The 12,984-nt window shown below is 70.2% G+C and carries 11 protein-coding genes; all 11 read left to right on the top strand.

Going from position 1 to position 12,984, the window contains the following annotated elements; translation table 11 throughout:
• Nucleotides 1-61: 61 nt before the first annotated feature.
• Entirely contained in the window at nucleotides 62-1,096 is a 1,035-nt protein-coding gene (locus G3576_RS27540; RefSeq protein WP_164697702.1) for an L-idonate 5-dehydrogenase, read from the top strand.
• Between the two features lie 57 nt (nucleotides 1,097-1,153).
• Nucleotides 1,154-2,011 carry a metalloregulator ArsR/SmtB family transcription factor gene (locus tag G3576_RS27535; protein ID WP_164697701.1) on the top strand — a complete coding sequence of 286 codons (858 nt, stop codon included), beginning with the start codon at nucleotides 1,154-1,156 and terminating at the stop codon, nucleotides 2,009-2,011.
• A complete protein-coding gene (locus G3576_RS27530; protein ID WP_164697700.1) occupies nucleotides 2,008-3,069 on the top strand; it encodes an ArsJ-associated glyceraldehyde-3-phosphate dehydrogenase in 1,062 nt (353 codons plus the stop codon). Before G3576_RS27535 ends, G3576_RS27530 begins: the two co-directional genes overlap by 4 nt.
• Nucleotides 3,066-4,280: an organoarsenical effux MFS transporter ArsJ gene (arsJ, locus tag G3576_RS27525; RefSeq protein WP_164697699.1), complete on the top strand. Its 1,215-nt coding sequence runs from the start codon at nucleotides 3,066-3,068 to the stop codon at nucleotides 4,278-4,280. Before G3576_RS27530 ends, arsJ begins: the two co-directional genes overlap by 4 nt.
• A gap of 99 nt (nucleotides 4,281-4,379) precedes the next feature.
• Nucleotides 4,380-5,948, top strand: a complete 1,569-nt coding sequence (pehA, locus tag G3576_RS27520; RefSeq protein ID WP_164697698.1) for a phosphoric/sulfuric ester hydrolase PehA — start codon at nucleotides 4,380-4,382, stop codon at nucleotides 5,946-5,948.
• Nucleotides 5,949-5,960: 12 nt separating this feature from the next.
• A complete protein-coding gene (locus G3576_RS27515; protein ID WP_164697697.1) occupies nucleotides 5,961-7,580 on the top strand; it encodes an ABC transporter substrate-binding protein in 1,620 nt (539 codons plus the stop codon).
• A 4-nt stretch (nucleotides 7,581-7,584) separates the two neighbouring features.
• On the top strand, nucleotides 7,585-9,189 hold the full coding sequence (locus tag G3576_RS32030; RefSeq protein ID WP_164697696.1) for an ABC transporter substrate-binding protein: 1,605 nt from the start codon (nucleotides 7,585-7,587) through the stop codon (nucleotides 9,187-9,189).
• Nucleotides 9,186-10,166, top strand: coding sequence for an ABC transporter ATP-binding protein (locus G3576_RS27505; RefSeq protein WP_164697695.1), 981 nt, complete (start codon nucleotides 9,186-9,188; stop codon nucleotides 10,164-10,166). The genes G3576_RS32030 and G3576_RS27505 overlap by 4 nt, the downstream gene beginning before the upstream one ends.
• Nucleotides 10,163-11,158, top strand: a complete 996-nt coding sequence (locus tag G3576_RS27500) for an ABC transporter ATP-binding protein (protein ID WP_164697694.1) — start codon at nucleotides 10,163-10,165, stop codon at nucleotides 11,156-11,158. Before G3576_RS27505 ends, G3576_RS27500 begins: the two co-directional genes overlap by 4 nt.
• A 1-nt stretch (nucleotide 11,159) precedes the next feature.
• Entirely contained in the window at nucleotides 11,160-12,101 is a 942-nt protein-coding gene (locus G3576_RS27495; RefSeq protein ID WP_164697693.1) for an ABC transporter permease, read from the top strand.
• A gap of 1 nt (nucleotide 12,102) precedes the next feature.
• Nucleotides 12,103-12,978: an ABC transporter permease gene (locus tag G3576_RS27490; RefSeq protein ID WP_207623069.1), complete on the top strand. Its 876-nt coding sequence runs from the start codon at nucleotides 12,103-12,105 to the stop codon at nucleotides 12,976-12,978.
• The last annotated feature ends 6 nt before the right edge of the window (nucleotides 12,979-12,984 follow it).

The following is a 12,984-nucleotide window of genomic DNA, read 5'->3' as shown; positions in this document are numbered from 1 at the left end:
GCGCGGTGGAGAATGCGGGCCAGCGGCCGCCGCGTGAAGGCAGGCCCCGGGGAGAGGAAGCATGAAGGCCGTCATCATCCATGGCCCGCACGACCTTCGCGTGGAGGAGGCGCCGCCCCCCGCGGCGCCCGGCCCGCGCCAGGTGGCGGTGCGCATCCGCGCCGGCGGCATCTGCGGGTCAGACCTGCACTACTACCACCAGGGCGGCTTCGGCACGGTGCGGCTGCGGGAGCCGATGGTGCTGGGCCATGAAGTCGCCGGCGAGGTCACGGCGGTGGGGCACGAGGTCACCACGGTGCAGCCGGGTGACCGCGTCGCCGTCAGCCCGTCTCTCCCCTGCGGCGCCTGCCGCTACTGCCTGGAAGGCAAGCCCAACCATTGCCTCGACATGCGCTTCTACGGCTCCGCGATGCGCTTCCCCCATGTGCAGGGCGCCTTCCGGGAGGCGCTGGTCTGCGAGGAGGCGCAGGCCGTGACGCTGCCGCCCGGCATGGATCTGGCGCGCGCCGCCTTCGCGGAGCCGCTGGCGGTCTGCCTGCATGCCGCGCGCCAGGCGGGGCCGTTGATGGGCGCGCGCGTGCTGGTGACGGGCACGGGGCCGATCGGCGCGCTGGCGATCCTCGTCGCCCGCCATGCCGGCGCGCGGGAGGTGGTCTGCACGGACCTGTCCCCCGCGCCGCTCGCCATCGCTCGGCGCCTCGGCGCTGATGCCGCGCTGGACCTGCGGGCGGACCCCGCCGCCCTCGAACCCTATGCCGCGGAGAAGGGGCATTTCGACGTGGTGTTCGAGGCGTCCGGCGCCGGGGCGGCGCTGGCGGGCGCGATCGCGGCGGCGCGGCCCGGCGCCACCATCGTGCAGCTCGGCCTGGGGGGCGAGGTGCCGCTGCCCGTGAATGCGCTGGTGGCGAAGGAGATCGCGCTGCGCGGCACCTTCCGCTTCCATGAGGAATTCCGCTGGGCGGTGGAGGCGCTGGGCGCGGGGCGCATCGACGTGACGCCGCTGCTGACGGAGGTGGTGCCGGTGGCGGAAGCCAAGCGGGCCTTCGACCTGGCCAGTGACCGCACGCGCGCCATGAAGGTGCAGCTGGCCTTCTGAGGCGCCTGTCACCGAAGCTTCACGCCGCCGCATCCATGCTTCGACTATTCTGGAATCATGGATACGGAACAGGCTGCTGCCGGCTTCATGGCGCTGGGCCAGCCCACACGGCTGGACCTGATGCGTACCCTGCTGGCTGCCGGGCCCAGCGGCCTCGCCGCTGGTGACATCGCGGGGCGGCTTGGCGTGGCGCCCTCCACGCTCTCCTTCCACCTCAAGGCGCTGGAACAGGTCGGCCTGGTGGCCGCGACGCGCCATGGGCGCAGCCTGGTCTATGCGCCGCGGATCGCGGCGCTGCGCGCCCTGGTCGCCTTCCTCGCCGAAGCCTGCTGCGGCGGGGCGCCTGACCGCTGCGGCGACCTCGCCCGTCTCTTCGACCCTTCCAGGGAGATCACCCGGATGCAGCCCCCTGTCTTCAACGTGCTGTTCCTCTGCACGCGGAACGCCGCACGGTCGATCATGGCGGAAGCCATCCTGGCGCGGATCGGGGCCGGGCGCTTCCGCGCCTTCTCCGCGGGGTCGGAACCATCGGCGGAAGGGCCGCTGCCGGAAGTGCTGCAGCAGCTCAAGGCGCTCGGCCACGATGTCTCGACGCTGCGGTCGAAATCCTGGCAGGAATTCACCGGGCCCGAGGCGCCTCGCATGGATTTCGTCGTGGCGCTTTGCGACACGCTGGCCGGCCAGGCCTGCCCGGATTTCGGCGATACCACCATCACCGCCGCCTGGCCGCTGCCCGATCCCGCCAAGTTCAGCGGCAGCCCGCCGGAACGCGCGACCCTGTTGAACGAGCTCTATGCCGCGCTGCACCGGCGGCTCGACATCTTCACCAGCCTGCCCTTCGGCACGCTGGACCGCATGGCGCTGAAGGCGCGGCTGGATGAGCTGGCGCAGCCCGGCGCGGTGGCGCGGGCATGAGGGTCGGCATCTCCGGCATGGGCCGGATCGGGCGGCTCGCGTTGCGGGCGGCGATGGGGGGGGCGCATCGGCCAGAGGATGATCCGCGCCGCGGCAATAGGCTGGAGGTCGTCCACCTCAATGAGATCAAGGGCGGCGCCACGGCCTGTGCGCATCTGCTGGAATTCGACAGCGTGCAGGGCCGCTGGCGCGGGCCGCGCATCGCGGCGGAGGGCGCGGCGGCGATCCACATCGGCGACCCCCGCACCGGCGACCGGCGCATCGGCTTCTCCGAGCATGCCAGGCCGGCCGATATTCCCTGGGGCGACCTGGGTGTCGATCTGGTGCTGGAATGCACAGGCAAGTTCCTGACGCCCGACGTGCTGCAGGGCCATCTCGACCGCGGGGCGAAGCGCGTCATCGTCGCCGCGCCGGTGAAGGTGGAGACCGTGCTGAACGTCGTCGTCGGCGTGAACCACGACCTCTACGATCCGACGCGGCACCCGATCGTCACCGCGGCGTCCTGCACCACCAACTGCCTCGCCCCCGTGGTGAAGGTGGTGCATGAGGCGATCGGCATCCGCCATGGCCAGATCACCACGATCCACGATCCCACCAACACCAATGTCGTGGTCGATGCGCCGCACAAGGACCTGCGCCGGGCGCGGTCCGCCATGCTGTCGCTGCAGCCGACGACGACGGGCAGCGCCACCGCCATCGCACTGATCTATCCGGAGCTGAAGGGCAGGCTGAACGGCCATGCCGTGCGCGCGCCGGTGCTCAATGCCTCGCTGACCGACTGCGTCTTCGAGATGAAGCGGGAGACGAGCGCGGAGGAGGTGAACGCGCTGTTCGCCGCCGCCGCGGCCGGGCCGCTGGCCGGCATCCTGGGCCATGAGGCGCGGCCGCTGGTCAGCGCGGATTATGCCGGCGACACGCGAAGCGCGATCGTGGATGCGGCCAGCACGCTCGTTACCGATGGTACGCTGCTCAAGGTCTATGCCTGGTACGACAACGAGATGGGCTATGCCTGCCGCATGGTGGACCTGGCCTGCCACCTGGAAAGCGTCAGCCTTTGAACGCCGGCACCCGGCACTACGCCATCGTCACGGCGGCCTATTGGGGCTTCACCCTGACCGATGGCGCGCTGCGGATGCTGGTGCTGCTGCACTTCTTCCGGCTGGGCTATTCGCCCTTCACGCTTGCCTTCCTCTTCCTGCTGTATGAGGCCGCGGGCATCGGCGCCAACCTGGTCGGCGGCTGGCTGGCGACGCGCTTCGGCATCACGCGCATGCTGGCCATCGGGCTGGCCACGCAGATCGCGGGCTTTCTTCTGCTGTCGGCGATGTCGCCGGCCTGGGGGGCCACGCTCTCCGTCGCCTGGGTGGTGGTGGCGCAGGGGATCTGCGGCGTCGCGAAGGACCTGACCAAGACGGCCAGCAAATCCGCCATCAAGCTGACGGCCGGCGAGGCTGCCGGGCGGCTGTTCCGCTGGGTCGCCTTCTTCACCGGCAGCAAGAACGCGATGAAGGGGCTGGGCTTCTTCCTGGGCGGGTTGCTGCTGGAGGTCGCGGGCTTCCGCGGCGCGCTCTGGGCCATGGCGGCGGCGCTGGCGCTGGTGCTGGCCTGCGTCGTGCTCTCCCTGCCGCCGCTGGCCGGAAAGGCGAAGGCGTCCCGGACGGCGCGAGAATTCCTCGGCAAGAGCCGCGGCGTCAATCTGCTGGCGGCGGCGCGCCTCTTCCTGTTCGGCGCGCGGGATGTCTGGTTCGTCGTGGGGCTGCCGGTCTTTCTCTATGCCGCCGGCTGGACCTTCACCATGGTGGGCGCGTTCCTGGCGCTGTGGACCATCGGCTACGGCGTGGTGCAGGCCGCGGCGCCATCGCTGGTCCGCCGCAGCGCCGACGGGCTTTCGGCGGAAGTGCCGGCGGCGCGGTGGTGGTCCCTGCTGCTGGTCATGGTGCCGGTCGTCCTGACCGGCGCGCTGGCCGCCGATGTCCCGCGGCCGGACCTGGTGGTGGTCCTGGGCCTCGCGCTGTTCGGCTTCGTCTTCGCAGTCAATTCCTCCGTCCATTCCTACCTGGTGCTGGCCTATGCGGGGTCGGAGAAGGCGGCGGAGGATGTGGGCTTCTACTACGCCGCCAATGCCGCGGGCCGCTTCGCGGGCACCCTGCTGTCGGGCCTGCTGTACGGGGTGGGCGGCCTCGAGGCCTGCCTCGCGGGCTCCGCCCTCATGCTCGCGGCGTGCTGGCTCTTCACGCTCGGATTGCCGCGCCGACGATCATTGGCCTGACGGAAGGGGTGCCCGCTTTCACAAACCCGCAGCCTGACTGTCATCGGATGGTCGCCCAGCGGGCGTAGATCGCCCCCGTCAGGACAAGGCGGGGGATCCATGCGGCAGCGGCGCAACGTACTTCTCATCGTGGTCGATCAATGGCGGGCGGATTTCGTGCCGCATCTCGGCGCGGATTTCCTGCGCACGCCGAACCTCGACCGCCTCTGCCGCGAAGGCGTGACGTTCCGCAACCATGTCACCACCGCGGTTCCTTGCGGCCCGGCGCGCGCCAGCCTGCTGACGGGCCTGTATCTGATGAACCACCGTGCGGTGCAGAACACCGTGCCGCTGGATGCGCGCCACACCAACCTCGGCAAGCAGCTGCGGCTGCTGGGCTATGATCCCGCGCTGATCGGCTACACCACCACCACGCCGGATCCGCGCACGAGCGGCCCGAAGGATCCGCGCTTCACCACGCTCGGCGACCTGATGGACGGCTTCCGCAGCGTCGGCGCCTTCGAGCCGAACATGGATGGCTATTTCGGCTGGCTGGCGCATCAGGGCTACACGCTGCCGCCGAAGCGGGAAGACATCTGGCTGCCGGAAGGCGAGGACGCCGTGCCCGGCGCCACCAACCGCCCCTGCCGCATCCCGGCGGAGCTGTCGGACAGCACCTTCTTCACGGAGAAGGCGCTGACCTACCTCAAGGGGAAGGGCGACAAGCCGTGGTTCCTGCACCTTGGCTACTATCGCCCGCATCCCCCCTTCATCGCGCCTGCGCCCTACAACACGATGTACGACCCCGCCGACATGCCGGCGCCGATCCGGCGGGCGATGTGGGAGGAGGAGGCCGCGCAGCATCCGATGCTGCGCCACTACCTCCGCGGCATCCGCCAGGGCAGCTTCTTCCACGGCGCCGGCGGCGTCGCGACCGGCCTTGATGAGGCCGCGATCCGGCAGATGCGCGCGACCTATGCCGGGTTGATGTCGGAGATCGATGACTGCCTCGGCCGCGTCTTCGACTACCTCGAGCAGACGGGGCAGTGGGACGACACCACCATCATCTTCACCTCCGACCATGGCGAGCAGCTCGGCGACCATTGGCTGCTCGGCAAGGTCGGCTATTTCGATGAGAGCTTCCGCATCCCGCTGGTGGTGAAGGGCGCGGGCGGCACGCATCGCGCCGGCGAGATCGACGCCAGCTACACGGAAAGCGTGGACGTGATGCCGACCATCCTGGAATGGCTGGGGGGTGAGGCGCCGCGCAGCGTCGATGGCCGTTCGCTGCTGCCCGTCATCGCCGGGGACAAGCCCGCGGATTGGCGCGACGTCCTGCACTACGAATACGATTTCCGTGACGTGCACTACTCGAAGCCGGAGGGCGAGCTCGGCCTCTCGATGGATGAAAGCAGCCTCTGCGTCGTGCAGGATGATCGCTACAAATACGTCCACTTCGCCGCGCTGCCGCCGCTGTTCTTCGACCTGGAACGCGATCCGAACCAGTTCGAGAACCTGGCCGACGATCCCGCCCATGCGGGCCTGGTGCGCGACTACGCGCAGAAGGCGCTGTCGCTGCGGATGCGCCATGCCGAACGCACCCTGACCCATTTCCGCGCCACGCCGCAGGGGCTGGAGGAGCGGAAGCCGAGCCCCGCCGCCGCCGTCACCCGCGAAGCCGCCGAATAAGGAGCGATCCCGATGTTCCAGCGCCGCCTGCTTCTCGCCTCTCCCGCGCTTCTCCTGCCGGGCTTCGCCATCGCGCAGGCGGACCAGCGCCCCGCCATCACCATCGCCGTGCAGAAGATCAGCAACTCCAACACGCTGGAAGTGCTGCGCGAGCAGTCGAATGTGGGGGAGCGGATCTTCTTCTCCTCGATCTGGGAAGGGCTGATCGGCCGCGACTGGCTGGGCGGACTCGGGCCCGTGCCGGGGCTCGCCACCGAATGGCGCCGCATCTCCGACAGCGTGATCGAGCTGAAGCTGCGCCCCGGCGTGCGCTTCCACAATGGCGACGAGCTGACGGCGGAAGACGTCGTCTTCTCCTTCTCCCGCGAACGCATGTTCGGGGAGACGCTGGCCACCGCGCATGGCCGCACCATTCCGATCGGGGAGGGCATGCCCGCGCCGCGCCCGGGCAAGGAACTGCCCCCGGAAGTGCCCGCCGTGGCACGCCGCGCCTGGCCGGCGCTGGAGCGGGTGGAGGCGGTGGACCGGATGACGGTGCGCTTCCACAACGCGACGCCGGACGTGACGCTGGAAGGCCGCCTGTCCCGCTATGGCAGCGAGATCATCAGCCGCCGCGCCTTCGAAGCCGCGCCGTCCTGGCTGGAATGGGCGCGCAAGCCCGTCACCACCGGCCCGTATCGCGTCGCGGATTTCCAGGCCGACCGGTCGCTGCTGCTGGTCGCGCATGACGAATACTGGGGCGGCCGCCCGCCGCTGCGGCAGATCCGCTTCGTGGAGGTGCCGGAAGTATCCTCCCGCATCAACGGCCTGCTGGCCGGCGACTACCACTTCGCCTGCGACATCCCGCCCGACCAGATTCCGGGCATCGAGCGCAACCGCGCCTTCGAGGTGCAGGGCGGCACGATCCTCAACCACCGCCTGATCTGCTTCGACAAGAACCACGCGCAGCTCCGCGATGCGCGGGTTCGGCGTGCGATCACCCATTCGATGGATCGCAAGGCGATCGTGGACAGCCTCTGGGCCGGACGGACGGAAGTGCCGAAGGGGCTGCAATGGCCCTATTACGACCAGATGTTCCATGCCGACTGGGACGTCCCGGCCTATGACCCTGCGGAGGCGCGGCGCCTGCTGCGGGAGGCCAACTACCGCGGGGAGCCGATCCCCTATCGCCTGCTGAACAACTACTACACCAACCAGAACGCGACCGCGCAGGTGCTGGTGGAGATGTGGCGCAGCGTCGGCCTCAACATCCAGATCGAGATGAAGGAGAACTGGTCGCAGATCCTGGAACGCACGCCGACGCGCGCGGTGCGGGACTGGTCGAACAGCGCGCCCTTCAACGACCCCGTCTCCTCCCTCGTCGCGCAGCATGGCCCGAACGGCCAGCAGCAGCAGGTCGGCGAATATGCCAACGAGGAACTGAACCGCCTGTCGGTGGAACTGGAGACGGGCACGGACCGCGCCCGCCGCCGCGCCGCCTTCCGCCGCATGCTGGAGATCGCGGAGCGGGAAGACCCTGCCTACACCGTCATCCACCAGAACGCGACCTTCACCGCCAAGCGCCGCGACATCCGCTGGAAGGCGAGCCCCGCCTTCGCCATGGATTTCCGCCAGGGCAATTGGGGGGCCTGACGCCATGCTGACGCGCCGCTTCCTCCTCGCCAGCCCGACCCTGCTGGCTGCCCCCGCGCTGGCGCAATCCGACCAGCGCCCGGTGATGACCATCGCCGTGCAGAAGATCGCCAACACCAACACGCTGGAGACGCTGCGCGAGCAGTCGAACGTCGGCAGCCGCACCTGGAATTCCTATGCGGAGACGCTGATCGACCAGTCCTGGACGGGCGACCTCTCGCTGCGTCCGGGCCTGGCGGAGTCCTGGCGGCGGATCGATGACCGCACGCTGGAACTGACCCTGCGCCAGGGCGTGCTGTTCCATGACGGCCGCACCATGACGGCGGAGGATGTCGCCTTCACCTTCAGCGCGGAGCGCATGGGCTGGAACCTGACGGTGGAGCAGGCGCGGAACCTGTTCGGCTCCGTCCCCGGCCAGACCCAGGGCCGCACCCCGCCGCCGGAAGCGCTGGCCGTGGCACGCCGCACCTTTCCGGGGCTGGAGCGCATCGAGATCGTCGATGCCCGCACCATCCGCTTCCACAACCGCGTGCCCGATGTGACGCTGGAAGGCCGCATCAGCCGCAACGTCGCGATGGTGCTGTCCCGCGACGCCTTCGAAAAGGCGGGCTCCTGGCTCGACTGGGCTCGCCGGCCCGTCGGCACCGGCCCCTTCCGCGTGGTGGAGTTCCGCCCCGACCATTCGCTGGTGCTGGACGCCTTCGACGACTACTGGGGCGGGCGCCCGCCCGTGCGGCGCCTGCGCTTCCTGGAAGTGCCGGAGGTGTCGTCGCGCATCAACGCGCTGCTCTCGGGCGAGGCCGATTTCGCCTGCGACATTCCGCCCGACCAGATCGCGACGGTGGAGCGCAGCCCGCGCCATCACGTCGTCGGCGGCCCGATCATGAACCACCGCCTGACGGTGTTCGACAAGAATCACCCGCATCTGCGGGACGCGCGCATCCGCCGCGCCTTCACCCACAGCATCGACCGCGACGCCATCGTGCAGGCGCTCTGGGGCAATCGCGCGCCGGTGCCGAAGGGGCTGCAGTTCGAATTCTACGGCCCGATGTACCAGGCCGACTGGTCCGCGCCGCGCTTCGACCCCGCCGAGGCGCGCCGCCTGCTGCGGGAAGCCGGCTATCGCGGGGAGCCGATCCCCTATCGCCTGCTGAACGGCTACTACACCAACCAGGTGCCCACCGCGCAGATCCTGGTGGAGGGCTGGCGCGCCGTCGGCCTCAACGTCGTCATCGAGATGCGCGAGAACTTCCCGCAGGTGCTGTCTCGCGAGGGGCAGCGCGGGGTGCGGGACTGGTCGGGCAGCGCCAGCTTCAACGACCCCGTCTCCTCCATCGTCGCGGCCCATGGGCCGCAAGGCCAGCAATGGCAGATCAATGAATGGCGGAACGAGGAATTCGGCCGCCTGTCGGAGGCTTTGGAGACCGGCACCGATCCGGCGGAGCGCCGCCGCACCTTCCGCCGCATGCTGGAGATCGCGGAGCGGGAGGACCCCGCCTACACCGTGCTGCACCAGTCGGTGAACCTGACGGCGAAGCGGCGCGACCTCGGCTGGGCGCCGGGGCAGTCCTTCCAGATGGATTTCCGCAGCCGGAACTTCGCCTCGTGAACGCCCTCGTCTCGCTGCGCAACCTGCGCGTCAGCTTCGATGGCCAGGCGGCGCTGCGGGGCATCGACCTTGATGTCGCGCCGGGCGAGGCCGTCGGCCTCGTCGGTGAATCCGGCTGCGGGAAATCCGTGACCTGGCTCGCCGCGCTCGGCCTGCTGCCGGCCAAGGCGCGCGTCACGGGCAGCGCGACGCTGCAGGGGCAGGAACTGCTGGGCGCGGCGCCGGCGGTGCTGGATCGCGTCCGTGGCGGCCGCATCGCCATGATCTTCCAGGACCCCGCCAGCAGCCTGAACCCCGTGATCCGCATCGGTCGCCAGGTTGAGGAGGCGCTCCGCCTGCATCGCGGCATGCAGGGCGCCGCGGCGCGGGCGGAGGCGAAGCGGCTCTTCGACCAGGTTGGCATCCCCGATGCCGCGCGGCGGCTCGATGCCTGGCCGCATGAACTCTCCGGCGGGCAGAACCAGCGCGTGATGATCGCGATCGCGCTGGCCGGAAGGCCGGAACTGCTGGTGGCGGACGAACCCACCACGGCGCTCGACGTCACCATCCAGGCGCAGATCCTGACCCTGCTGCAGGATCTGCGGCGGGAGACGGGGATGGCGCTGGTGCTGATCTCCCACGACCTCGGCGTGGTCGCCGACAGCTGCGACCGCGTCTGCGTCATGTATGCCGGGCGCATCGTCGAACAGGCGCCGGTGGCGCGGCTGTTCGAGGCACCGACCCATCCCTACACCAACGGCCTGCTCGGCGCGTTGCCGCCGCTGGACGGGCCGCGCCGTCGACTCGCGGCGATCCCCGGCAGCGTGCCGGAACCCTGGGCCATGCCGAAGGGCTGTGCCTTCGCGCCACGCTGCGCCGAACGCTCGCCCGCTTGCGACATCGCCGTGCCGGGCGCCGTGCCGCTCGCGCCCGGCCACCAGGCCGCCTGCATCCGCGCCACCGCCATGGGCCTGCTGAAGGAAACCGTCGCCGCATGACGCCGATGCTGGAGGCCAAGGGCCTGGTGCGCCGCTACGCCATGCGGCGCGGGCTGATGGGGCGCAGCGTGGAGGTCCGCGCCGTCGACGGCGTCTCGCTCTCCGTGGAGCGCGGGCGGACGCTGGGGCTGGTCGGTGAATCAGGCTGCGGGAAATCCACCACGGGTCGCCTCGTGCTGGGGCTGGAAGCGCCGGATGCCGGCAGCGTTTCCTTCCAGGACAAGCCCATGCCGGCGCCCGGCACGGCCCCCTGGCGCGCGCTGCGGTCGCGCATGCAGATGGTGTTCCAGGACCCGCTCGGCGCGCTGGATCGCCGCCTGCCCATCCTGGCGCAGGTGCAGGAACCGCTGGATATCCACGGCATCGGAGAGGCGAAGGACCGCCCCGCCCGCGCGATCGAGGCGCTGCGCGCCGTGGGGCTCCGCCCCGACCAGGCCGCGCGCTATCCGCATGAACTCTCCGGCGGCCAACGCCAGCGCGCCGTGCTGGCCCGCGCGCTGGCGACGGAACCCGCCTTGCTGGTCTGCGACGAGCCGATCAGCGCGCTGGATGTCTCGATCCAGGCGCAGGTGATGAACCTGCTGGTGGACCAGCAGGAACGCCTCGGCCTCGGCATCCTCTTCATCAGCCACGATTTGCGCGCGGTGCGCCAGGTGAGCCACCGGGTCGCCGTGATGTATCTCGGCACCATCGTGGAGGAAGGCGAGCCCGATGCGGTGCTGCATGACCCCGCGCATCCCTATGCGCAGGCCCTTGTCTCCGCCATCCCGCATCCCGGCCGATCGGGCCAGCGCATCGTGCTGCAGGGCGATCCGCCCAACCCCGCGGACCGCCCGACCGGCTGCGCCTTCCACCCGCGCTGCCCCGTCGCGACCGCGCTGTGTGCGCGGGAGGCGCCGGTGCTGAAGCCGCGGCGCGGCGACGGGCGCCTTGTCGCCTGCCACGTCGCGCAGGGCGATGTCGCGCCTGCCGTCACGCAAAGGGCCGCCTGAGATGATCCGCTTCCTCGGCAGCCGGTTGCTGCGCGCGGCCGTCACCATCGTGATGGTCGTCACCTTCGCCTTCGTCGTGCTGCGCCTGTCGGGCGACCCCGCGCAGATCATCATGGGCGCCGACGCGCCGCCGGAAGCCGTGGAGGCTTTCCGCGCCGCCTGGGGCCTCGATCAGCCCGTCTGGATCCAGTACTTCCACTACTTCGGTGCGATCCTGCAGGGCGACCTGGGGCGCTCCATGCGCGACGGGCGCGACGCGATCGTGCTGGTGGCGGAGCGGATTCCCGCGACGCTGGCACTCACCTTGCCGGCGCTGGCCATCAAGGTGGGCCTCGGCATTCCCGCCGGCATCACCGCGGCGCTGCACCGCAATTCCTTCATCGACCGCGCGGTGATGATGCTTGCCGTCGCCGGCTTCACCGTGCCGTCTTTCGTCCTCGGCTTGCTGCTGGTGCTGGTCTTCGCGGTGCAGCTGGGCTGGCTTCCCTCCGGCGGGCAGGACAGCTGGCGGCACGCGATCCTGCCGATCATCACGCTCGGCATTGGCGGTGCCGCGGTGCTGGCGCGCTTCACCCGCAGCGCCATGCTGGAAGTGCTGGGCCAGCCCTATATCCGTACCGCCAGCGCCAAGGGCGTGCCCTGGCGCGCCGTGGTCTGGGGCCATGCGCTGCCCAACGCCGCCATCCCCACCGTCACCATCGTGGGCTTCATGGTCGGCAGCCTGATCGCCGGCGCCGTGGTGGTCGAAAGCGTCTTCTCCTGGCCCGGGGTAGGGCGGCTACTGGTCGTCGCCGTCGCCAACCGGGACCTCGCCGTCGTGCAATGCGTGCTGCTGCTGGTGGCGATGACGATGGTGACCTCCAACCTCATCGTCGATCTGCTCTACGGGCTGCTCGACCCGCGGCTGCGCAACCAGCCGCGGCGCGCGGCGGGGATGGCCTGACATGTCCGACATGACCCTGCCCGCCATCGCGGAGGCGCCGCCGCGCGCCAAGCGCGCTTTGCCGCCGCCCATGGTGATGTTCGGCCTGGTGTGGCTCACGCTGATGCTGCTGACGGCGGTGCTGGCCGATGTCATCAGCCCCTATGCCTATACCGCGCTCGACCTCCGCAACCGCCTCTCGCCGCCCGCCTTCATGGGTGGCACCTGGCTGCATCCGCTGGGCACGGATGAGCTGGGGCGGGATGTGCTGGCGCGGCTGATCTACTCCATCCGCATGAGCCTGCTGATCGCCTTTGGCGCCACCATCATCGGCGCGCTGATCGGCACGACGCTCGGCTTCCTCGCGGCCCACTTCCGGGGTTTCGTCGAACAGGTGGTGCTGGCGCTGGTCGATTTCTCTGCCAGCCTGCCCTTCCTGATCCTGGCCCTCGCCGTGCTGGCCTTCTTCGGCAATTCGATGGTGCTGTTCATCTGCTTGCTCGGCCTGCATGCCTGGGAACGCTACGCCCGCATCGCGCGCGGGCTGGCCATCAGCGCGGGGTCGCAGGGCTATGCGGCGGCGGTGCGGCAATTGGGCGCCTCTCCCTGGCGGATCTATGGGCGCCACGTGCTGCCGAACATCGCCTCCACGCTGATCGTTTCCATGACGCTCGCCTTCCCGGAGATCATCCTGCTGGAAAGCGGCCTGTCCTTCCTCGGCCTCGGCGTGCAGCCGCCGGCGACGTCGCTCGGTTCCATGGTGGGTTATGGGCGCGAATACCTGACGCGCGCGCCCTGGATCCTGCTCTCCCCCGCCCTCACCATCGTGCTGACCACGCTTTCCGTCTCCCTCATCGGCGACTGGCTGCGCGACCGGCTCGACCCCACGCTGCGATAGGCTTTC

The organism is Falsiroseomonas algicola (assembly GCF_011040385.1).
Classification (GTDB): domain Bacteria; phylum Pseudomonadota; class Alphaproteobacteria; order Acetobacterales; family Acetobacteraceae; genus Falsiroseomonas; species Falsiroseomonas algicola.
Note: the sequence above shows the minus strand (reverse complement) of the source record. Positions and strands in the feature narration are given on the sequence as shown.

Coding starts and splice junctions, on each gene's coding strand:
- G3576_RS27540 (WP_164697702.1), top strand. CDS start 62: ATGAAGGCCGTCATCATCCATGGCCCGCACGACCTTCGCGTGGAGGAG.
- G3576_RS27495 (WP_164697693.1), top strand. CDS start 11,160: ATGATCCGCTTCCTCGGCAGCCGGTTGCTGCGCGCGGCCGTCACCATC.
- G3576_RS27500 (WP_164697694.1), top strand. CDS start 10,163: ATGACGCCGATGCTGGAGGCCAAGGGCCTGGTGCGCCGCTACGCCATG.
- G3576_RS27530 (WP_164697700.1), top strand. CDS start 2,008: ATGAGGGTCGGCATCTCCGGCATGGGCCGGATCGGGCGGCTCGCGTTG.
- G3576_RS27535 (WP_164697701.1), top strand. CDS start 1,154: ATGGATACGGAACAGGCTGCTGCCGGCTTCATGGCGCTGGGCCAGCCC.
- pehA (WP_164697698.1), top strand. CDS start 4,380: ATGCGGCAGCGGCGCAACGTACTTCTCATCGTGGTCGATCAATGGCGG.
- G3576_RS27515 (WP_164697697.1), top strand. CDS start 5,961: ATGTTCCAGCGCCGCCTGCTTCTCGCCTCTCCCGCGCTTCTCCTGCCG.
- G3576_RS32030 (WP_164697696.1), top strand. CDS start 7,585: ATGCTGACGCGCCGCTTCCTCCTCGCCAGCCCGACCCTGCTGGCTGCC.
- G3576_RS27490 (WP_207623069.1), top strand. CDS start 12,103: ATGTCCGACATGACCCTGCCCGCCATCGCGGAGGCGCCGCCGCGCGCC.